At 56.7% G+C, this 21,745-nt stretch carries 20 protein-coding genes and 1 pseudogene; 11 read left to right on the top strand and 10 right to left on the bottom strand.

Annotated elements, in window-relative coordinates; translation table 11 throughout:
* Positions 1 to 4: 4 nt before the first annotated feature.
* Together BED41_RS04530 and BED41_RS04525 are read right to left on the bottom strand one after the other, a co-directional pair.
* On the bottom strand, positions 5 to 673 hold the full coding sequence (locus tag BED41_RS04530) for a CDGSH iron-sulfur domain-containing protein (RefSeq protein ID WP_066743522.1): 669 nt from the start codon (positions 671 to 673) through the stop codon (positions 5 to 7).
* A gap of 187 nt (positions 674 to 860) precedes the next feature.
* On the bottom strand, positions 861 to 1,136 hold the full coding sequence (locus BED41_RS04525; RefSeq protein WP_066743520.1) for a hypothetical protein: 276 nt from the start codon (positions 1,134 to 1,136) through the stop codon (positions 861 to 863).
* A 156-nt stretch (positions 1,137 to 1,292) separates the two neighbouring features.
* On the opposite strand from BED41_RS04525, the gene BED41_RS04520 reads away from it, so the two are divergent.
* From BED41_RS04520 to BED41_RS04495, 6 genes are all read left to right on the top strand, one after another.
* The gene (locus BED41_RS04520) at positions 1,293 to 1,751 is read left to right on the top strand and encodes an RrF2 family transcriptional regulator (protein ID WP_066743518.1); all 459 of its coding nucleotides are present in this window, start codon (positions 1,293 to 1,295) and stop codon (positions 1,749 to 1,751) included.
* Positions 1,752 to 1,771: 20 nt separating this feature from the next.
* Positions 1,772 to 2,950 carry a cysteine desulfurase NifS gene (gene nifS / locus BED41_RS04515; RefSeq protein ID WP_066743516.1) on the top strand — a complete coding sequence of 393 codons (1,179 nt, stop codon included), beginning with the start codon at positions 1,772 to 1,774 and terminating at the stop codon, positions 2,948 to 2,950.
* 21 nt (positions 2,951 to 2,971) lie between these two features.
* Positions 2,972 to 3,466 (top strand): iron-sulfur cluster assembly scaffold protein, encoded by a 495-nt coding sequence (locus BED41_RS04510; RefSeq protein WP_066743514.1) that lies wholly within the window; start codon positions 2,972 to 2,974, stop codon positions 3,464 to 3,466.
* Positions 3,456 to 3,896: an MOSC domain-containing protein gene (locus BED41_RS04505; protein ID WP_206153312.1), complete on the top strand. Its 441-nt coding sequence runs from the start codon at positions 3,456 to 3,458 to the stop codon at positions 3,894 to 3,896. The genes BED41_RS04510 and BED41_RS04505 overlap by 11 nt, the downstream gene beginning before the upstream one ends.
* 54 nt (positions 3,897 to 3,950) lie before the next feature.
* Positions 3,951 to 5,993, top strand: a complete 2,043-nt coding sequence (locus tag BED41_RS04500; protein ID WP_066743513.1) for a heavy metal translocating P-type ATPase — start codon at positions 3,951 to 3,953, stop codon at positions 5,991 to 5,993.
* A 102-nt stretch (positions 5,994 to 6,095) separates the two neighbouring features.
* Positions 6,096 to 6,524, top strand: a complete 429-nt coding sequence (locus BED41_RS04495) for a TOBE domain-containing protein (RefSeq protein WP_066743512.1) — start codon at positions 6,096 to 6,098, stop codon at positions 6,522 to 6,524.
* Positions 6,525 to 6,638: 114 nt separating this feature from the next.
* Here the strand turns inward: BED41_RS04495 and BED41_RS04490 are convergent, their stop codons facing one another.
* The 3 genes from BED41_RS04490 to BED41_RS16725 form a co-directional block, all read right to left on the bottom strand.
* Positions 6,639 to 8,243: a sensor domain-containing diguanylate cyclase gene (locus BED41_RS04490; RefSeq protein WP_229712396.1), complete on the bottom strand. Its 1,605-nt coding sequence runs from the start codon at positions 8,241 to 8,243 to the stop codon at positions 6,639 to 6,641.
* A gap of 191 nt (positions 8,244 to 8,434) precedes the next feature.
* Positions 8,435 to 8,554: an EAL domain-containing protein gene (locus BED41_RS16730; RefSeq protein ID WP_206153327.1), complete on the bottom strand. Its 120-nt coding sequence runs from the start codon at positions 8,552 to 8,554 to the stop codon at positions 8,435 to 8,437.
* On the bottom strand, positions 8,539 to 9,039 hold the full coding sequence (locus tag BED41_RS16725; RefSeq protein WP_066743509.1) for a GGDEF domain-containing protein: 501 nt from the start codon (positions 9,037 to 9,039) through the stop codon (positions 8,539 to 8,541). The genes BED41_RS16730 and BED41_RS16725 overlap by 16 nt, the downstream gene beginning before the upstream one ends.
* A gap of 438 nt (positions 9,040 to 9,477) precedes the next feature.
* Here BED41_RS16725 and BED41_RS04480 point away from each other — a divergent pair, with 438 nt between their 5' ends.
* The 5 genes and pseudogenes from BED41_RS04480 (at position 9,478) to BED41_RS04460 (ending at position 14,151) form a co-directional block, all read left to right on the top strand.
* The gene (locus tag BED41_RS04480; RefSeq protein WP_066743508.1) at positions 9,478 to 10,308 is read left to right on the top strand and encodes an Mrp/NBP35 family ATP-binding protein; all 831 of its coding nucleotides are present in this window, start codon (positions 9,478 to 9,480) and stop codon (positions 10,306 to 10,308) included.
* 207 nt (positions 10,309 to 10,515) lie between these two features.
* Positions 10,516 to 10,830, top strand: a pseudogene (locus BED41_RS04475) (Spx/MgsR family RNA polymerase-binding regulatory protein); the annotation flags it as partial.
* A gap of 10 nt (positions 10,831 to 10,840) precedes the next feature.
* Positions 10,841 to 12,124 carry an amidohydrolase gene (locus BED41_RS04470; RefSeq protein WP_066743507.1) on the top strand — a complete coding sequence of 428 codons (1,284 nt, stop codon included), beginning with the start codon at positions 10,841 to 10,843 and terminating at the stop codon, positions 12,122 to 12,124.
* Positions 12,125 to 12,487: 363 nt separating this feature from the next.
* On the top strand, positions 12,488 to 12,982 hold the full coding sequence (locus BED41_RS04465; protein WP_066743506.1) for an Lrp/AsnC family transcriptional regulator: 495 nt from the start codon (positions 12,488 to 12,490) through the stop codon (positions 12,980 to 12,982).
* A complete protein-coding gene (locus BED41_RS04460) occupies positions 12,979 to 14,151 on the top strand; it encodes an aminotransferase class I/II-fold pyridoxal phosphate-dependent enzyme (RefSeq protein ID WP_066743504.1) in 1,173 nt (390 codons plus the stop codon). The genes BED41_RS04465 and BED41_RS04460 overlap by 4 nt, the downstream gene beginning before the upstream one ends.
* Positions 14,152 to 14,216: 65 nt before the next feature.
* Here BED41_RS04460 and BED41_RS04455 read toward each other — a convergent pair whose 3' ends face one another.
* The 5 genes from BED41_RS04455 to BED41_RS04435 form a co-directional block, all read right to left on the bottom strand.
* A complete protein-coding gene (locus BED41_RS04455) occupies positions 14,217 to 15,158 on the bottom strand; it encodes a glycyl-radical enzyme activating protein (protein WP_066743502.1) in 942 nt (313 codons plus the stop codon).
* Position 15,159: 1 nt separating this feature from the next.
* Positions 15,160 to 17,553, bottom strand: a complete 2,394-nt coding sequence (locus BED41_RS04450) for a glycyl radical protein (RefSeq protein WP_066743500.1) — start codon at positions 17,551 to 17,553, stop codon at positions 15,160 to 15,162.
* Positions 17,554 to 17,566: 13 nt separating this feature from the next.
* Positions 17,567 to 19,939, bottom strand: a complete 2,373-nt coding sequence (locus BED41_RS04445) for a glycyl radical protein (protein ID WP_066743498.1) — start codon at positions 19,937 to 19,939, stop codon at positions 17,567 to 17,569.
* 21 nt (positions 19,940 to 19,960) lie between these two features.
* On the bottom strand, positions 19,961 to 20,722 hold the full coding sequence (locus tag BED41_RS04440) for a glycyl-radical enzyme activating protein (RefSeq protein ID WP_066743496.1): 762 nt from the start codon (positions 20,720 to 20,722) through the stop codon (positions 19,961 to 19,963).
* A 151-nt stretch (positions 20,723 to 20,873) separates the two neighbouring features.
* Positions 20,874 to 21,737: a DMT family transporter gene (locus BED41_RS04435; RefSeq protein WP_229712395.1), complete on the bottom strand. Its 864-nt coding sequence runs from the start codon at positions 21,735 to 21,737 to the stop codon at positions 20,874 to 20,876.
* Positions 21,738 to 21,745 lie beyond the last annotated feature (8 nt).

The following is a 21,745-nucleotide window of genomic DNA, read 5'->3' as shown; positions in this document are numbered from 1 at the left end:
TCTCTTAATCTTCGTCGGATTCAGGGTCGGTCATATGCGAGGCGTCACAGAATGGTTTGTTGCGCGACTGCCCGCAGCGGCATAGCGTCACCCTGTTTCTCACCTCGTACCGCGTACCGTCGGAGCCGATGACCGGAATGCCGCCCCTCACCCATATGGGGCCGCGCTTGCCCTTCGGGTGGTCATCAATAAGCGATATCTCCTGCGGAAGCTCCGCCTCGGCCTTCTCTCCGTCTATCACCACTGTAAGCCGCCCCGCGGGACAGTTGCAGGCCCCTTCAACGGCAAGATCCGCGTTTTTCCGGTCCTCGATGAGCCCCCACACCTGTCCGTTGGGGTCGCAGAAGCGGGCGAAAGCGCAGAGCTCTCTCTTATCCATCAGCGTCATCCCGTCGCCCTCGTATATCTCGCAGGACTCGTCATAGGGGATATTTTCCGCCGTCTCCGTACCGTCGAAATGTATCTTCGCGTGCGTACCGTCGCAGAAGGGCTTGTTCTTTGAATGGCCGCAGCGGCATAGATGATAGCTCTCCTGCAGGGGATATTCCCTCGTCTTCATCCAGGCTGCGGACTCTCCGCGCTCGTTGGGAACGATCCTCATCTCGTTGAGGGGCACGCCGCCCGTAACCTCGTAGGGGCCGTCCTTTAATATGGTAATTTTTTTCTCTTCCATTACTATCCCCTCTTCCCTTTGGATATAATGACTGCGTTTGAGGATAATCCTAGCACCGATAAAATATTGCGCTCCGGCTCTTTGCCTACCGCAAAAACGGCTTTTTTACCTAATCGGGGAACAATCTTCGATAAAGGATAAAAATGGACAAAGGCGGCGTCCGCACCCTCCCCTGCAGTTATATTTCCTAATCCTCGTCGGCGGTCTTATAGACCTCGCCGATGACCTCCGCCGCCTCCGGCGTCACTATCAGCTTACGGCTGATATTCTCAAGGACCGTCCTGCCGCCCGCGAGATACCAGCGGTTGAGCAGCTCCGCCTGCCCGCTTGAGACAAGCTCTTCCAGCCTCTCCGGCCAGTCGGAACGTTTTTCCTCGTTGAGCGTATCTATCCTCACAAAACCGCGTTCGATAACCACCGCGGCGACTTCCTTTCCATTGTTCCTTATCGTGACAAGTTTCATCGAAACAGCCCCTTCAAAAGTTTTCGCCTATATTATACGGCATCGGGAGATACCGGCGATAAAGAGAAAAAATTATCCGCGAATCGCCCTCCCCGCTCTTGACAAATATATCAGGGCATTGTAATCTACACCAAGTTGGTAGAGAAGGTGAGGATTATGGCGATCACACAAAAATGTCAATACGCACTGAGAGCGATATATGAACTTGCGCGCCGTCAGACAGACGGTCCCTGCAAGATCGGCGCCGTCGCCGAGGCGCAGAATATCCCCGTTCGCTTTCTTGAAAATATTCTGAGCAGTCTGAAAAGCGCCGGCGTAGTAGATTCCGCGCGCGGCAAGGATGGCGGATATTTTCTTGCAAAGCCTGCCGATGCGATAACGGTCGGCGAGGTGATACGCTTCATACAGGGACCTCTCGGTCCGGTGGAGTGCGGAACGCGTATGGACGACGACTGTTCGCTCTATGATGACTGCGTCTTCCGCCCGCTTTGGGACAAGGCACGCGAGGCGCTTGAGGCCGTCTACGACGGAACCACCTTTCAGGACCTTGTCAATCAGTCGGATAACAGCTGCCACCGGCCGGACTGCTGGTGCGGCAAAAAGAATAAAAATTAAATTCTATGAGGTGAACTGGCATGGCACCACGTGAAGTATATCTTGATAACTCGGCAACGACAAAAGTAGATCCAAGGGTAACGGAGGCGATGCTTCCCTATTTCTCCGAGAAGTACGGCAACCCAAACAGCCTCCATAAGTTCGGGCGCGAGGCGCGCACGGCGATAGACAACGCACGCGCGCAGGTGGCGTCCCTGATAAACGCGAAACCTACAGACATCATATTCACCGGCGCGGGCAGCGAGGCCGACAACCTGGCCATCAAGGGAGCGGCCTGGGCGCTGAAAGAGAAGGGCAAGGGCAGCCATATAATTACAAGCGCCATCGAGCACCACGCCATTCTCGACACCGTCAGGTGGCTTGGAAAGATGGGCTTCGAATATACGATCCTCCCCGTCGACGATAAGGGCTTCGTCTCGCCCGCCGACCTGGAGGCGGCGATCCGTCCCGATACGATATTGGCGACGATCATGTTCGCCAACAACGAGATCGGCACGATCCAGCCCATAAAGGAGCTCGGAGAGGTATGCCGGCGGCACGGCGTGATGTTCCATGTCGACGGTGTGCAGGCGGCGGGACATATCAAGGTCGACGTAGAGCAGCTGCCGATAGATATGATGACGATGGCGGCGCATAAAATGTACGGGCCGAAGGGGCTCGGCGCCCTCTATGTCCGCAGGGGCGTCAAGCTGATCCCAACCCTCCACGGAGGCGGGCAGGAGTTTGGGCTCCGCTCCGGTACGGAAAACGTTCCCGGGATCGTCGGCTTCGGCGTGGCGGCGGAGATCGCGAAGGAGCGTCTCGAGCGCGGCGACGACAAGAAGCTCGCGCAGCTGCGCGACTATTTCATCGACGGCGTCCTTTCAAGGATACCGGAGTCGCACCTCACGGGAGCCGCAGGAGACGCCCGCCTGCCCTTCCACACGAGCTTTACGGTCAAATATATCGAGGGAGAGGGTATGCTGCTTCTGCTCGACGCGGCGGGCATCGCCGCCTCCAGCGGTTCGGCCTGCACCTCCGGCAGCCTTGAGCCCAGCTACGTGCTGCTCGCTACCGGACTCGACCACACCACGGCGCACGGTTCGGTGCGTCTCACGATGAGCCACGACACGACAAAAGAAGATATCGACTATGTGCTTGAGAAGTTCCCCGAGATAGTGGAAAAGCTCCGCGCGATGTCGCCGTTTTATAAAAAGTAATCAGGATTAGGAGATGAGATCATGTACAACCAGAAAGTAGTAGATTATTTCATGAATCCGCGCAACGCGGGCAAACTGGACGACGCGAACGCGATTGGCGAGGTTGGAAACCCCACCTGCGGAGACGTAATGAAGATTTACCTCAAGATCAACCCCGAGACCGAGGTGATCGAGGATATAAGGTTCGAGACCTTCGGCTGCGCGGCGGCAATCGCCACCAGCTCGATGGTGACGGAGCTCGCGAAGGGTAAGACGATCGCCGAAGCTCTCAAGATAAACAACAAAGACGTCGCCGACGCCCTCGGCGGACTGCCCCCCGTCAAGCTCCACTGCTCGCTGCTCGCGCAGGAGGGCATCCAGGCGGCGGTGGCCGATTATTATATGCGCAAAGACGGAAAGCTGCCCGAAGGGCTGACCTTCCCCGGCAACTGCACGGCGTGCGGCGGTGCCTGCGGCGGCCATGAGGAAGAGGAAGAAGAGCGCTTCGTAAGCGAGGACCACCGTGTTGCAGAATAAAAAGGGTAAGATAATCGCCGTCTGCAGCGCCCCCAAAAAGGGCATGATAAAGCATGAGATCGGCGAGGGCACGCTCATCGAGGGCATCGGCCTCGAGGGCGACGCCCACGCGGGATTCATGCACCGCCAGGTAAGCCTCATCTCGATGGAAGACATCCGCACGATGATGGCAAAGCTGCCGAACCTCGTACCGGGCAGCTTCGCCGAGAACCTCACTACCGAGGGCTTCGACCTCGGCCAGCTTAAGATCGGCGACAGGCTCAAGGTCGGCGAGACGCTGCTCGAGGTCTCGCAGATCGGTAAAGAGTGCCATTCGCACTGCGAAGTCTTTAAGCAGACGGGCGAGTGTATCATGCCGAAGAAGGGGATCTTCACCAAGGTGATAAAGGGCGGCAAGGTCAGAAGCGGTGACACGATAGAGTTCGCATAAAATTCAAAAGGGCCGCTTTCGGGCGGCCCTTTCTTACGGGAGATAAAAGAAAACATGAGCCACGACCATCATCACGAAGACGAACATGAGTGCCGAGAGCACGAATGCTGCGGCCCAGAATGCCACGTACACGGCGAACATGCGCACCACCACGTACACGGCCATGACAGCGGCTGCGGCTGCGCCTCGTGCCATGCGCTCGACAATATATTCAGCGAAAACGAGGAGGACGAGAGGGAACAGCAGGCCGAGTTCCGCCGCGAGATAACCTTTCTCGCCGTCACGGGCGTCATCTTTTTAGCCGCGCTGCTGCTTGAGGAGCTCGCGCCGCAGATCGCGCCCGCCTGGCTCTTCAACGCGCTCTTCATCATCCTCTACCTCGCGACTGGCGTTCCCGTCTTAAAGACGGCCTTCAAAGCGCTCTTCAAAGGCGACATCTTCAACGAGTTCACGCTGATGGGCGGCGCGACTCTGGCCGCGATAGCCATCGGCGAGATGTCGGAGGCGGTCGGCGTCATGCTCTTTTACCGCCTGGGCGAGGCCTTTCAGGAACGCGCCTCCGCCAACTCCCGCCGCTCGATAAAGGCGCTGCTCGCGCAGAAGCCGATGACGGCGCGGCTGGTGGTCGGCGACAAAATCGTTGAAAAAGACCCGAAGGAGATCGTGAAGGGAGACATCGTGCAGGTGCTTCCCGGAGAGATAATCCCCATCGACGGCCACGTGGTAAACGGCGTCTCGCAGATTGATGCCTCGGCGATCACCGGCGAATCCATGCCAACCGCCGTATCACCGGGCGGCGAGGTGCACGGAGGCACGCTATCGCTGGACGGCCTGCTGCTCGTCGAGGCGGCGGGACCCTTTGAGGATTCGACGATCGCGCGGATGCTTGAGATGGTGCAGAACGCCGTCGAACGCAAGTCCCCGACAGAACGCTTCATCACAAGATTCTCCAAGTGGTACACCCCCGCCGTATTCTTCCTCGCCGCCGCGGTGATGACGCTGCCGCCACTCGCGGGCTACGGCTCCTGGCACGAATGGATATACCGCGGACTCGTACTGCTCGTCATTTCCTGCCCCTGCGCGCTCGTCATCTCGATACCGCTCGGCTACTTCGGCGGCATTGGCGCGGCCTCCAAGAACGGCATCCTCGTGAAGGGGGCGAACGTTTTCGACGCCGTGGGCAATGTCGATATCGCGGTCTTCGACAAGACCGGCACGCTGACATACGGACGGTTCAGACTGGCAAAGACGCTGCCAGCCCAGGGGGTAAGCGAACGCGAGCTGCTTGACACCGCGGCGCTGGCGGAAAACGGCTCCACCCATCCGGTGGCGAAATCGATCATGGCCGCCGCCGGTGAACGGCCAGTTCCCGCGGGCGCCTCGATAACGCAGATACCGGGCAAGGGAATGATCTGCCGTATCGGCGGCGATACGGTCGCCTCGGGCAACGCCGCGCTGATGGCGGACTTCGGCGTGACGGCGCCGGAGGTAGGCGAACACGGCACCATCGTTCATGTCATGAAAAACGGCAGATACATGGGCTCGATGGTCGTCGCCGACGAGATACGCCCCGAATCGGCGGATACGGTAGCCGAACTGCGCCGCCTCGGCATCAAGGGCGTCTACATGCTGACGGGAGACCGTGACGATACGGCGGCGGCGGTCGCGAAAGAGCTGAAACTTGACGGTTATAAGGCGGAGCTGCTGCCAGGCGACAAGGTCGACGCGCTGAAGGATATCTGCCGCGGCGACACGAAAAAGACGATATATGTCGGCGACGGCGTCAACGACGGCCCAGTGCTCGTAACCTCGGAGACAGGGATCGCCATGGGCGGCTTCGGCTCGCAGGTCGCCGTCGAGGTGGCGGACGCCGTGATACTCGACGACTCGCCCGCCAAGGTGGCGGATCTGCTGCGTATCGCTAAAAAAACGCGCGCCATCGTCTGGGAAAATGTCGTGATGGCCCTCGGCGTAAAGGGAATATTCCTCATCTTTGGCGTCGCCGGGCTCGCCGGGCTATGGGAAGCGGTATTCGCCGACGTAGGCGTCGCGCTGCTCGCGATCCTCAACTCGACGAGGGCCACGAGGATAAAATAGGCTGCGGTAAAAAGGGATTTTTATGCGCTTAAACTTGACAACGCAGGTAAACCAAGCAATAATAGATAATATAGTATCGATATAAAAAAGGAGAGATTTGTTATGAATCTTAGCGCACGCAATCAGCTAAAAGCTACTGTTGCCACAGTTAAAAAGGGAGCCGTCAACGACGAAGTATCGCTTCGCCTCGCGGACGGTACGATGCTCACCTCCATCATCACCGAGACCAGCTGCGAAAACCTTGGCCTCAAAGAGGGCGCCGAGGCCTATGCGGTGATCAAAGCCTCAAACGTGATGATCGGCGAGGGCGAGGGCGGACTGAAGCTTTCGGCACGCAACCAGCTCAAGGGCAAAATCACCTCCGTGACAGAGGGAGCGGTAAACTGCGAGATCCTCGTGACCCTCGCCGGCGGCGAGAAGATCGCCTCCATCATCACCAAGGCCAGCACAGGACGCCTCGGACTTAAAGAGGGTAAAGAGGTCTGCGCGATAATCAAAGCCTCCGATATCATGGTCGGTGTGAAGGCGTAACCGTACGCGAAGACCGCGCCGGTTATTCAAACATAAAACATAAAATTTTCTCACATGAAAAAGCCGCGCTGAGAGGCGCGGCTTTTTCATATATTCTGAAATAGCGGCCGGCAGTCATCCCGGCATGGAGGAGCACTTAAGCGGGAAGACACGGTAATCTGCGCGGCCGCCGCGCTTCACCTCGTAGAGTGCGATGTCGCTCTGCCGCAGCAGCGTATCGATGTCGACGGAGGGGTTCTCCGTCCTCGCGATGCCGATGCTTCCGGAGAGGATATTGAAGAGCGGGTGGCGGCTGAACGATTCGTTCATATTCCGCAGCAGCGATCCTGCACGTTTTTCCACCGCGGCGATCTCGCAGTCTCCGATCAGCGAAATGATAAATTCATCGCCGCCAAGCCGCGCGATAAAGGCGTCGGGGAAATTGGAACGCAGGATATCGGCGGTGACGACAAGCGCTTCGTCGCCGGCCTGATGGCCGTGCGTATCGTTGACCTTCTTAAAATTATCAAGGTCTATGTATATAAAACAGAGGGACTTTTGCCCGCGGTTCTTATTCACATATTCGTAGAAATAGCGCCGGTTGTGCAGTCCGGTAAGGAAATCCGTGTTTGAATCGTGGAGCACCTGGGCCTCAAGCATACGCTCGGTCGTCACGTCACGGTAGGTATAGAGCTCGCCGACCTGATTATCAAAAATATCCCGTATCTCTTCCCGCTGTATCGCCAAAATCATATTACTGCCGTTGATCCCGATGCAGGCCTCCGCGGCACCATCCTCGGTTATCTGCATATTGCCGCCAAGCGTATCATGTTTCCAGACGTCGTAATTACGCCCCAGTATCTGCCCCTCCTCCAGTCCGAAGTAATGCAGGAATTTCTCATTAACACTCGCAACTGATCCGTCGCTGTCCTTTATGAGGATACCAAAGGGCATGCTACCAAGCACGATCTCAAGCTCGGTCAGCATATTTTTCAGGTCGGTAACGTCATGCGCGATGCCAACGGTCCCGACCACCTGATGATCTTCGTCGAATATCGGAGACTTGTAGGTCTTGAACTGCCGCAGGCCATGTTTGCTCTTCACCTTTTCGTCGAAGGCGCGGGTCTTTTTCTCACGCAGCACGATCTCTTCGGTCTCAAGACAGACATACTCGCCCTGCTCATATTCCTCCTGCTTCAAATCCCATATATAGTAGTGTCCTCTGCCCTGAACGTCGTTTTTCGTCTTGCCCACGGCACTGCAAAAGGCGTTGTTCACCTTCAGATGCGCGCCGCGTACGTCTTTGAACCAGATAAGGTCAGGAACGCTGTCTATAGCCGCGTCAAGGCAATTCGAGACGAACCGTTTATCCTTTTTCAGCTTGATGCGCTCCAACAGACGGCGAAAGCGAAAGGCGGCCATTCCCGGCGTAAACGGCCTCTGCCATATGTCGTCAAAATCCGCAGCCCACTCAGACAGACCTTCGCGGAGATCGGTGCAGAACACAAGTTCAGCGCCTTTTTTACAGATCCCGCGCAGTTCGCGGCAGGGCCGTTCCACCGGCAGATCGAACACAGCGACGTCGCATTCCGCGAGGCTCTCCACCGTTATATGGCCGAAGGTCCTGATCTCATGTTCAAACCTCTCCAGAGGCGCGACGGCATTCAGCTCGCTCTCAAGAGCGGCGTCGCCTCCGTATATATGAATCTTTAAACAGTAATGATACATTGCCAACCACATAGAAACCACATCTTTCACATGCTTGAATTTTGCCGGACACGGCGCGGATATCTGCTGCGCCGCCTGATTTATTTCGGCTCTATCCACAGCTTAGGGTCAAATGGAACTCTCTTGACAATACCGATCGCCTTCACCGTTTTGGCAGTCCGTCTTCTCGGGAATAATGATCAAACTCAGGAGCTGCCCCGCCGTCATCGGCGGTAGTAGTAATGCCCCTGCGCATAAACACAGCCGATAGTGAGAAGGAGATCCACCTGATCTTTCGTCTCCGCATCCTCGGCGATCATCGGCAGATTCAGCCACTTCGCCATACGCATGCGCATGACCGATTTGAGAATATAACGGCTCTTCTGCGGCGCAAAAAACCCATGTCCATGTCTATCATAAGCACCGTTGACATCGATATCTTTAAGCATGTTAAGCGACGAATAGCCCTGCCATAATCGTCCATAAGAATGTTGAACCGGTTGTTCATGAGCTTCATGATGGTATTAAGCGCGATAATACCGCCGCCAAGGCCAAATTTGCGCTCAAGCCCGCGCGCAACATGGCAAAGCAGCGAGTCGCCGCGCTTCATGCCGTATATGTCGTTGACGAGTTTAAACCGTTCTATATCAATACAGACTACGTCAAACAGACCGTCGTAAGACGCAGACAAGAGCTCGGAGCCTTTTTTGCAGAACGAGGCTTTATTGAAAGTGCCGGTGAGCTGGCCATACTCCTGATAATACCGGAGCGGCCTGCGCAGCGTTTCAATTTTGCCTGTTAAAGATGAACTTTCCTGTTCCTCCGCCATTTTATCTCACCGTCTATATCGTATACATTATTTGGATTTCTGACATTCTATCATACTTTTCACAATTATATTTATAAAACTCTTTCAGGTTTTGTCAACATAAAAAACAAGATAGGGTAGAAGAATAAGGACAACGGCGGCTGTGTGCAGTCCAGTCCGTTGTCACTTATCAGCCCAGTCATACTGCCGAAGGTTTTCAGGAAAAGACAGAGTGTAAAGTATAATTGACGTCCAATCATACTAGGGCGGTTCACGCTGCATAGCAAATATCCGTGCCATCCCATAAGCGATACGGATATTTGTTTTTGCACCGATTTTGTCTCTGACTATATTTGACATTTTCTCCGTTTATCACTAATATTCAATGGAAAACCAAGGCGGCAGGGCATGTAAGACAAACTGGCCACCATTCCAAAAAAATTAAAGGAGATGCGCAATATGACTCAAGAAAGCTGTTCACACGACTGCGGCAGCTGTCAGCAGAAGTGTGAAGAGGCGAAAAAGCCCGATTTCAGCGTGCCGGCTAACCCGCTGAGCAACGTACGAAAGGTCATCGGCATCGTCAGCGGCAAGGGCGGCGTCGGCAAGTCGCTCGTCACATCGCTTCTGGCCTCCGCGATGCAGAAGAGGGGCAGCCAGTGCGGCATACTCGACGCCGACATCACCGGACCGTCGATACCAAAGATGTTCGGCGTGGAGACGCTCGCCACCGCCAACGAATCGGGGATACTGCCGCAGCAGTCAAAGGGCGGCGTCGACATGATCTCGGTGAACCTTCTCGTCGAGGACAAGGCGACGCCGGTCATCTGGCGCGGCCCGGCGATCGCCGGCGTTGTGAAGCAGTTCTGGAGCGACGTCATCTGGAGCTATGAGGACTATCTCTTCGTTGATATGCCTCCGGGAACGGGCGACGTCCCGCTCACCGTCTTTCAGTCCCTGCCGGTGGACGGGATCATCATCGTCACCTCGCCGCAGGAGCTTGTCTCTATGATCGTAGAAAAGGCGCTGCGCATGGCTAAGGAGATGGACATCCCCATCCTCGGCATCATCGAGAATATGAGCTACATCAAATGCCCCGACTGCGGCAAAAAGATAAAGCTCTTCGGAGAGGGAAAGACCTCCGAGACGGCGGCGAAATACGGGATAGATTTTCTCGGCGAGATACCGCTCTCGCCGGAGCTCGCGGCGCTCTGCGACGCGGGAAATATTGAATATTTCTCAGACCCCTTCCTTGACAGGGCGACGGAGAGGCTGGAATCCCTCAAATAAAGGGACTCCGCGCGGCAAACATCATGAGGCTCCCGTATGGGGGGCCTCTTTTTTCTTCCCGCGGCGGACATCGGTAATTTCGCCTATGGAATGCTGCAGATAGATTGAATAAAAACCGCTAAAACATATTATAATTTAAATATTACAAATAGTTGGAGATGATCGTCTATGCTTTTACTCTGTTACCCACAGTGAACAACATGTCAGAGAGCCAGGGGCTGGCTCAAAGAACACAAGATCGAATATACGGAGCGCAACATCAAGACGGAAAACCCCACTGCCGATGAGATAAAAGCGTGGTGGAAGCTTTCGGGGCAGCCGCTGAAGAAATTTTTCAACACCAGCGGCAACTCCTACAAGGCGCTGGGCCTCAGCAAAAAGCTGCCGGAGCTCTCCGAGGACGAACAGATAGCGCTGCTCGCCGCGGACGGGATGCTGGTCAAACGGCCGCTCGCCGTCCTTCCGGACAGAGTGCTGGTCGGATTCAAAGAGGACGAATGGGCCGAAAAGCTTGCGCGGTAGCGGTAGAAGAATGATGGCAATACCGCAGAAGATAAAAGACGAGATGAGCACACGCCGCCGGGATTTTCATAAATATCCAGAAAGCGGCTGGGCGGAGTTCAGGACAACGGCGGTAATTGCCGGAATTCTTACTAAGGCCGGATGGAAGGTGCGCTTTGCAAAAGATTTCATCGACCCTGACGAGGTCATGGGCTATACGATAGACCCAAAGCGGGAGAGGGCACGCGCCGCCGCGCAGGGCGCAGATAAAAAGATACTCACAAAGATCGGGGATTATACCGGCCTCACAGCGCTACTCGACACCGGCAAAAAAGGCCCGGTCACTATTTTTCGTTTCGATATAGACTGTGTCGATACCGAGGAGGCGCGAGACACGGAGCATCTTCCAGCGCGCGAAGGTTTTGCCTCCGTAAACCCCGGATGTATGCACGCCTGCGGCCATGACGGACATACCGCTGTAGGGCTTGCCCTCGCCGAGATGCTTTCGGAGGCAAAAGACAGGCTAAGGGGAAAGATACGGCTCATATTCCAACCTGCGGAAGAGGGCGTACGTGGCGGTTATGCGATGTCGATGGCTGGAGTCGCCGACGACGCAGACTATTTCATCGCCATGCACCTTGGCCTTGGGAAACCGACCGGCAGCGTATTCGGCGGTACCGGCGGTTTTTTATGCTCCACAAAATTCGACGCTGATTTCCGTGGCGTCGGCGCTCATGCTGGCGGCGAACCGGAACGCGGTAAGAACGCTCTGCTCGCGGCGGCGGCCGCCGCAGTCAACATGCACGCCATCGCACCCCATTCCGGTGGTGCGACCCGCGTAAACGTTGGTGTGCTAAATGCCGGCGAGGGACGCAACGTTGTACCTCCCAACGCCCATATGAAGATAGAGACGCGAGGAGAGAGCGACGCGCTGGCCTCATATGTCTACGCGAAGGCTAAAGAGGTGATTTACGGCGCGGCTCAAATGTACGATGTGGATGTATCTATATCTAAACAAGGAGAGACAATCACGGCTGAGAGCGACAGGAAGCTCGCCGCTGTGATAATGAAGGCCGCGGAAAACTCCGAAGGGGTGACGCAGCGCGAGGAATACCGCGCCATGGCCGGCAGCGACGACGCCTGCTGGTTCATGCGGCGAGTGCAGGAGCGAAGAGGTCTTGCTACCTACGTCGGAATCGGGGCGGCAACAGCTGCCGGCCACCATAACAATCGCTTCGACTTTGACGAAACGGCGATGACAATCGCCCTAGAGGTACTGCTGAACAGCGCGCTGCTGCTCAACGGAGAGAAATAGCCGCCGTTTAAACAGGCGGGCATATCAGGCAGTAATAAAGAACCTCCCTCCGCGGCTTATAAGCCACTGGTGGGAGGTTTCTTTCTATATTTACGCCACAAACTCTTCTTTTCACACTAATTGCATACCATTCCTACCGTACATAAATGGTGAGCCTGCAATTTTTAAAATTCGCGCTTGACTCTTTTTAACAAAAGACGCAGAATTATCTCTTATATTGCGCGGTTTGGAAATCAAAAACAAAGTCTTTGTTTCGCGTGAGAGTTTTTACCGGGCCGCTTTGTTCCAGTAATACGGCACGAAAAAACAGCGCCGCAAACGCGCCTTTTTTAGATAAAATTTATTTTTCGGAGGATTTTCAGGATGGACAGTAAGCAGAGGGAAGAGATACTTCGGCTTCTTGAAAAAAACGCCAGATATACGGCGAAGGATATCGCCGTCATGCTGGGCATGGATGTTTCGGAGGTCAAGAACGAGATCGAGATGATGGAAAAAGAGCGCACCATCTGCGGCTATCACGCGCTTGTAGACTGGGACAAGACGGACGACGAAAAGATCTCAGCCTTGATCGAGCTCAAAGTCACACCACAGCGCGGCGAGGGCTTCGACCGCATCGCCGAGAAGATATACCAGTACCCCGAGGTGGAGTCCCTCTACCTCATGTCGGGCGGCTACGACTTCTCGGTGATCCTCAAAAAGGCTACGATGAAGGAGATCGCGAACTTCGTCTCCTCGCGCCTCGCGGTCATCGAGGAGGTACAGAGCACGGCGACGCATATCGTGCTTGTGCGCTATAAGGACCACGGGATACTGCTGACGGCCCCGAAAAAAGATATGAGGATGGTGGTGACGCCGTGAGAGATTTCATCTGCGACAAGATAAAGAAGATAAAGCCGTCAGGTATACGCCGCCTCTTTGACATTGCCAACGAGATACCGGACGTCATCTCGCTCGGCGTCGGAGAGCCGGATTTCGACACCCCCTGGCATATCCGTGAAGAGGGCATCTATTCGCTGCACAAGGGGCGCACCTTCTATACCTCCAACTCGGGGCTCATTGAGCTCCGCGAGGAGATAGCTCGCTTCATGAAGCGCAAGTACGGACTTACGTACGACCCCAAGCATGAGATAGTGCTGACGGTCGGCGGCAGCGAGGCCATCGACATCGCCCTGCGCGCGATCCTGAACCCCGGCGACGAGGTGATATACCCCGAGCCCTGCTTCGTCTCCTACGAACCCTGCATTTTGCTCTCAGACGGCGTTCCCGTTCCGATAGAGCTGACGGCGGAGACGGAGTTCCGCCTTCAGCCCGAACAGCTTGAGGCGGCGATCACGCCGAATACCAAGGCTCTGCTCATCTCCTATCCCAACAACCCGACGGGGGCGATAATGGAGCGAGAAGACCTTGAAAAACTTGTACCGATCATCATCAAGCACGACCTGCTCGTCATCTCCGACGAGATCTACAGCGAGCTTTCATACAGGGACCGTCATGTGAGCATCGCCTCGCTTCCGGGAATGCTTGAGCGTACGATCGTCATAAACGGCTTCTCCAAGTCGTACGCGATGACGGGCTGGCGTCTCGGCTTCGCCTGCGGCCCCGCGGGGATAATAGAATATATGCTGAAGGTGCACCAGTTCGGCATCATGTCCGCGCCGACGATGAGCCAGTACGCCGCGATATCGGCGCTCAAGAATGGGGACCGGGATATCTGCACCATGGCGGAGTCATACAACCAGCGCCGCCGCTTCCTCATGGAGGCATTCCGCGAGATGGGGCTGCCCTGCTTCGAACCATTCGGCGCCTTCTACGTATTCCCCGACATCTCCGAGTTCGGCATGGGCTCCGAAGAGTTCTGCACCAAGCTGCTGGAGGCGGAGAATGTCGCGGTCGTTCCCGGCTCGGCCTTCGGCGCCTGCGGCGACAAATATGTGAGAATCTCATACGCCTATTCCATCGAGGAGCTAAAAGAGGCTATGGCGCGCATCGCGCGCTTCATCGAAAGGCTGCGGATGGGCAGGAAGTAACACAGCACTTAAAATATGATATAAAAAAGCGGCCCGCCTTTTACACTCTAAGGCGGGCCGCTTTTCTATTCAAATATGCTGCCGTTAATCTTCACGGTCACACCTGCGGCACTTTTGAATACCGCAGCCTTGCGCCGCATGTAGGCGGCGTCAGGCGTCTTTATCTCCGCAAGAGGATAGTCGAGGCCGAGTCTTTTGTAGGTCTCCGTCCCCAAACGGTGATAGGCGAGAAATTCCATGAAACGCAGCTTTTTTAATCCCTTCACGATCTCCGCGAGTTTCACGATATCTTCGTCTCCGTCGTTTATACCCGGTATGAGCGGCGTGCGTATCACAAGGCCGAAGTCATAGGGCGCGCCGTCGGCTCGCCTGATGTTTTCAAGGATCAGGCCGTTGTCGACGCCGATGAGTTTTTTGTGTTTTTCCGCGTCGGGATGTTTTATGTCCACATGGAGCAGGCTGATGTACGGCAGCAGCGGCTCTATTTTCTCCCACGGCGCGAAGAAGCTGCTTTCGATGGCGCAGTCGATACCGCGCTCGCAGCAGCCGGCAAGCACTTCGCGGACGAATCCGCTCTGGTCGAGGGGCTCTCCCCCGCTTACGGTGAGCCCGCCTCCGGAGTGGAAGTAGAATATTTCGTCTTTCGCGATTTCGCACACCGCCTCATTCGCCGTCATTTTTTTGCCGTAGGGCACGACGGCCGATGAGGGGCATACGGAGGCGCATTTGAGACAGCCAGCGCATCTGTTACGGTCAAAGTTTATGCCGTCCTCTCCCATGGTGAGCGCCCCCTGCGGGCATTGTTCCACGCAGCGCCCGCAGCGCAGGCATTTTTCACGCGAGAGGCCGCGCTCGGGCACCATGCGCTGCGACTCCGGCGTGGAGCACCAGAGGCAGCGCAATGGGCAGCCTTTGAGGAAGAGGACGGTCCTCAGGCCGTCTCCGTCGTGAATGGAGCTTTTTTCTATGCGCAGGACGGAGCCGGCTGTTTCGCCGCGGTTTTCCATATCAGCCGCAGGAGACGACGTTTTCGCTCTGTACGGTGCGCGCGATGATGTCGTCCTGCACCTCTTTGCCAAGCTCTACGAAGAAGGCTGTGTAACCGGCGACGCGCACAAGCAGGTTACGGTATTCTTCGGGATGGGCCTGGGCCTCAAGGAGTTTTTTCTGATCGACGACGTTGAATTGAACGTGGTAGACGCCAAGGGTACAGAGGCTTTTAAGCAGCGCCATGATCTGACGGATGCCGTTTTCGTTGTTCACCATCTGCGGGTCGAGTTTCATGTTGAGCAGCGTACCCTGTACGAAGCGGTCATGCGGGATGTTGGCCACGGATTTGAGTACCGCGGTCGGGCCGTTGACGTCGGTGCCGCCGTTGGGGCTGACGCCGTCGGCGAGCGGTTTCCCCGCGCGGCGGCCGGAGGGCAGGGCTCCCACTTCCACACCGAAGGGGGTGTTGCCGGAGACGGGCAGGATGCCGGGGGTCATGACGCCGAATTTACTGCGGTAGCTCTCTATCTCGTCGGCGATGTAGGAGAAGAGTTCCGCCGCGATGCCGTCTACATAGGGATCGTCATTGCCGTACTTGGGGGCCTCCTGGCAGGCTTTCAGTATTTCCGGCGCGTCCGCGAAGTCGGAGGCGAGGGCCGCGAGGAGCTGCTTCATTGTAACGCTTTTTGTGTCGTAGACGAGGTGTTTGACGGCGGCGACGCTGTTGATGAGGTCGGAGACGCCGATGCAGATTATGCCGTTGCCGGTGTTGTATTTGGCGCCGCCCCAGGCGTAGTCTTTGGCGTTTTCGATGCATTCTTCAAAGCTGATGGAGAGGGCCGGCACGGGGCGCCCCATGCAGATGTCGTCAATGATGTGGCTCGCCTTGACGACGACTTTTATGACGTAATGGAGCTGGTTTTTAACTGCCGCCATGAAGTCGTCGAAGGCAGCGAAGGTCGTGGGGTCTCCAGTCTGCGCCCCCGCGAGTTTGCCGCTTTTGCGGCATTTGCCGTTGAGCATGACGAATTCCATGACACTGCCGAGGTTGATGTCGGCGAGCGCCGAGTAGCCGCGTATTTTGCCCGCAAGGTTGGTCTCGACGCAGCCGCCGGGGTTCCAGTTGAGCGCCTCGCGCAGGGGGATGCCTTTGTTCATGAGCATGCGGATGCCGACTTCGTCATTGTGGAAGGCGGGGAAACCGGTGCCCATAGCCATCAGCTCGACTATTTTACGCAGGAAGGAGTTGGGGTTTTTCGCCATGTTGTAGCGTACGGAGAGTGAGGGCTGGTAGAGCTGGGTGTCCATCGTCGCCTGGATTATCATGTATGAGAGATCATTTACCGCGTCGCGCCCCATGCTGTCTACGCCGCCCGCGCAGAGGTTCTGGAACATCGGGTAGCCGGAGGCGTATTCCGCGGATTTGGCGTCCTGGAAGAGGCAGGGTTCGGAGAATTTGACCCAGAGGCAGTCGAAGAGCTCCTGCGCCTCTTCGGCGGTGATGCGTCCCGCCTCGAGGTCGGCTTTGTAGTAGGGATAGAGGTATTGGTCCATGCGCCCCGGGTTGTAGGCGGCGGCGTTCTGTTCCATGAAGATGCATATCTGGTAGAAGTAGAAGGACTGCATCGCCTCGCGGAAGGTGCGCGCCGGATAGGCGGGTACCTGGCGGCATACGGCCGCTATTTCGCGCAGCTCCGCTTTGCGCCGCCCGTCGCCTTCCAGCGCCGCCAGACGTTCGGCCTCGATAGCGTAACGCTCCGCGAGGGTCTCCATACCCTCGCAGACGATGAGCAGCGCGTCAAGGTATATCTCTTTCTCGTAGTCTCCGGGGACTGTCGCATCAAGCTCCGATTTGCGCGCGAGTATCTTTTTGCGCAGACCTTCGACGCCGTTGCTGATGAACCATTCATAGCCGGCGGTGACTTCGCCCCAGCCGCGCACGGCCTTTTTGTCGATGTAAAGGGCGCCGTTGTCGCGCAGAGCGGCGACGTCGGCAGGAATGCGCGCAAGCCACTCTTCGTAGTTGGAGCGCCCCTTCCAGTAGGGGCGGATGATCTCTTCGAAGTCCTTTTTGTCTTCGGGCAGCAGCCTGAACTTGTCGTATTCGCGGGTGTTGATGGTCTCGAGCTCGCGGTCGAGGACGGACCAGCAGACGTCGGCGGAGAGGATGCCGCCGCGTATCTTGCTGCCCGCGTTGCCAACGATTAGTTCATCGTCCCAGATTTTGACGCTCTTTTCCTGGCACTGTTTAAGAAAGGCCTTAGCCTTGCGCGTGACCAGCGCCTCGCCCTGGGTCTCAAGGAAGCTCTGCGTCAGCAGCTTCGCGTCCTCAAGGTCTATTTCGGGATATGTATCGAATACCTTCTCTTTTAGCCTGTTGACTCGTTCCAGATAGCTATACTGTTTTTCCATCTTTCGTTCCCCCTTAATTCATCTCTTCATATTCGGTACGGGCGATAATTTCATTCTGCGTGTTCTCGTTAAGCTCCGCGAAATAGGCGCTGTAGCCGGCGACGCGGACGATAAGGTCGCGGTAGTCGTCCGGCTGCCGCTGCGCCTCCTTCAGGTCATCTGATGAGACGATGTTGAACTGTATATGGTGTCCGCCAAGGTCGCACCAGGCGCGGACATAGTCGGCAAGCAGCGCCGCCGAATTGGGCGCGGAGAGCACCGAGGGCGAGAATTTCTGATTATAGAGCACACCCTGCAAAACCTCCATGTGGTCGATCTTGCTCATCGAACAGACCGCGGCGGTGGGACCGTTCCGGTCACGGCCGCCCACCGGCGAGGCTCCGTCGGAGAACGGCGTCGCCGCCGGACGCCCGTCAGGCGTGGCGCCCGTCAGTTCGCCAAAGTAGACGTGCGTGGAGACGGAATGTAGCTCTGGTATGTAGAAGCCGCCGCGCATGCAGGGATACTGCACCACCTCTTTGCAGAAGATGTGCGAGGCGTCGCGTGCGAGGAGGTCGGCGTAATCGTCGTCGTTGCCGAACTTCGGCGCCGCCTCGCAGAGTTTTTTCAGCTCCGGCGCACCGGCAAAATCATCCCGGAGCGCATTCAGCAGCGCCTCCGGCGAGGCACTTCCATCGTCGAAGATCACCTTTCGCACGGCGGCCATCGCGTCGGCGGCCGAGGCGAGGCCGACGCCGAAGATGCCGGAGAAGTTATAGCGCACGCCGCCCTCCTGGCGGGTAAGACCGGTTTCAATGCAGTCGTCGAGCAGCGCCGAGGTGAACGGCTCCGGGGCGTGCGCGGCGTGCGCTCCGTCGATAAGGTCGTAGGCGCGCACAATGAGCTCAACGAAATAGGCGACCTGGGATTCAAAGGCCACCATAAGCTCCTCAAAGTTCTTAAAGTCCGCCAGCTTGCCCGTATGCGGCCCGGCCTGCCGCCCCGTCGCCGGGTCCGCGCCGTCGTTCAGCGCGAGCAGGAAGGCCTTCGGCAGATTGACATAACCACCGTTGGAACGCGAATCACAGGCTCCCTCGATGTCAGATTCCACGCAGTTCATGCAGTAGCCCCGCGCCTCCTCGAGCGTCGCGCCGCGTATCAGGTGTTTGGGGATGATACAGTTGTCGTTCATGACTGCGGGATAACCAAGCCCGAGCTTGATCGTCTCACAGGCTTTGAGCAGCGCGTCGGGATCGACCTTATTATGATAGCGGAATGAAAGCGACGGCTGCGGCACCCGCGCGACCGCGGCGGCCTCCATTATCAGCCCCGTCAGCTCGTTGCAGGCATCCTCGCCGCGAGGCCCCTGCCCGCCGAGGGTTATATTCTGGAAGAGCGGAAAACCGGCGAAGGTCCGCGTCGTCACCGAATCCATCAGTTTGATGATCGCCGTGCATTTGATCCAGATATGGGCCAGCAGCTCTACGGCCTCATCGTCGGTCAGCCGTCCCGCTTCGACGTCATTTTTATAGTAGGGATACATATACTGGTCGAAGCGCCCCAGCAGCATCGCGTGCGGGTCGGCCTCGATCTGCGTGACCACATAGATCAGCCAGACCGACTGCAGCGCCTCGCGGAAGTTCGCGGCGGGAAATTCCGGCACCCTCTTGAGCACCGCCGCAATTTCGTACAATTCCTCACGGCGAACGGGGTCGGAACACGCCGCGGCCCGCCTCTGGGCTTCGTCCGCATAACGGTGCGCAAAGGCGATTACCGCCTCGCACGAGAGCTTCGCCGCCCGCCAGAAGTCGATCTTATTGCCGTCGGCGGCACACCGCGGCTTAAAGGAGGCCAGCTTCGCCTCTATCTCATCGATAATGCCGCGAAGCCCCTTTTCCAGCAGCTTCTTGTTATTCACCGCGATATTGCCATGCGCCGTCCCCTGCGCGCCGACAGTGATCATCGCCTCCGCTATCGCCGATCTGGCCTCCGCCGAGACAAGGCCCGCGGTTACGGAGTCAAGCGAGGCCTCCTGCCAGCCCTCAAGACATTCGCGCAGAATCTTTTTATTCTCATCCGTAATACCGATCGAATCGGCTGGGCGCGTCGCAAAATTATCGAGGTCGGCCAGTATCCAGCGCGCGCCAAGCTCGGGACAGGCGATAGGAGAACGCGGTTTCGGTGAATTATGGCCGACAAAGAGCTCTTCGTCGTCAATGAAAAGCGTCATATTCTCCAGGATATGCCGCAGCGCATAGGCACGTTTCAGCACCGGCGGCTCCGCGGCGTAGAGTTTATATGCTTCGGTGACCAGCAGCGCCCGCTCCGGTAAAAGCTCCGTGGGGCAATTTGTGATCATGCGTTCCTTCATTCCAGCTATTCGTTTCACGGACTCTTCTCTAATCATTACAGCTCATCCTTCCCTTTTCTACAAAACCATGATTTTATAATCGCTTAAAATTTTCTTCGCCCTGGCGTATTCATCGTCGGTGGGAGGCTCGACATCCGGCAGCGGATAGCGCCGCCCAAGTTCCTCGTACAGACCGACTCCCATCCGGTGATAGCGCAGTATCTCAAGGGATACGCCAGCCCTCGCCCCTTCAAGGAAGAGGCCGGTCGCGCGAAGATTTTCCTCCGTATCGTTGAGACCCGGTATCAGCGGAAAGCGCACGAGAACAGGTTTGCCGCTTCGCAGGAGCGCCGCGGCGTTTTCAAGAATATTTTCGTTTCCCAGTGAAGTGAGACGCCTGTGCAGCGACGGTTCCATCGCCTTGAGATCAAACTGTATAAAGTCCGTCCTCTCCGCGATACGCGTCACCGTCTCCAAAGAGGCAAACAGACAGCTCTCGATCGCCGTGTGAACATTATGGGCGCGGCAGAGGTCAAGAAAGGCCGCGGCAAAATCAGGCTGGGCCATCACCTCGCCGCCGGAAAGGGTGACCCCTCCGCCCGAACGCCGCCAAAAGGGCGCGTCGCGCCGCACCTCGGCAAAGAGCTCCTCCGCCGTAAGCTCCCGTCCAAATATTCTTTCGCCGGACAGAGAACGTTCCGCCGTAAAACTCTGCGACTGGGGGCTGCAGCACCATAGACAGCGCGCGGGACACCCCTTGAGGAATACCGTCGTGCGTATCCCCGGTCCGTCGTGTACCGCGTAGTGCGCTATGTTGAAAATCATCCCCTTGACCGTCATCAGATCACCTGTTTTTATTTATTGGTATTACCAGAGGACCAACCAGAACTTTATACAAAAATTATAGTACAATCAAGGTAATTGTCAAGAAGCGATCGGATATTTGTTCTATTTTATAGGCGGGTATAAGAGAACGAAAGGCAGCCACGGCCTAGCCCTCTTTTGACGACTTCAAAGTGGAATAGGCCGCCGTCCCGAGGATGACTGCGCCGCCGACAAGCTCGCGCAGCGAGGGGATCTCGCCAAGGATCAGCGCCGCGGAGATTATGCCGTAGACCGATTCAAGGCTCGCGATTATCCCTGCAGTCTGCGCGCGCACGTGCTTCATACCGCCGATAAAGAGTGAATGGGCGACGCCCGTAAACAGAACGCCAAGCAGTATGAGAAGTCCCCAGTCCTTCGCGGAGACCGCCGGACGGTAAAATAGAAGCATCGGCAGCAGCACCAGCGCCGCGATTCCCTGTTCGTAAAAGGCGATCACGCTGCCCTCGTAACTGGAGGCAAAACGGCGGTTCAGCAGAGACATCACCGCAAAACTGACGCTGCCGGCCATCCCCCACAACAGACCGATAGTCAGATTGTTTTTTATGTTGAACTCGGGCACGATGAGGAGCACCCCCATGAACATCACAAAGGCGAAGAGCACATCTATCTTCTTCAGCCTCTCGCGGAACATCAGCGGCTCAAGAAAGGTGACGAATATCGGATAGGCGGAAAATGTGAGCAGCGCGATCGCCACCGCCGACACCTGCACCGAAGTATAAAAGGCCGTCCAGTGAAAGGCCAGCAGCGCGCCAAGGAGGGAGATGGCGGTATAATCTGCCCCGCATGTTAAACGGATGTCCTTTCGTTTAATGAGAAAATAGATACCCATAGACAACGAGGCAAAAAAGACGCGCCCCAGTACGATATACCTCGCCGGAATATCCACGGATTTACCGAAGAGGCCTGTCAGACCAAAAAGAAGGACCGCTATATGTATCTCGAGAAGGCTCCTGCCGCGATGATCCATCATTATTCTCC

Origin of the sequence: Cloacibacillus porcorum (genome assembly GCF_001701045.1) — a bacterium.
GTDB lineage: Bacteria > Synergistota > Synergistia > Synergistales > Synergistaceae > Cloacibacillus > Cloacibacillus porcorum.
This window is presented reverse-complemented; position numbering and strand designations above follow the sequence as displayed.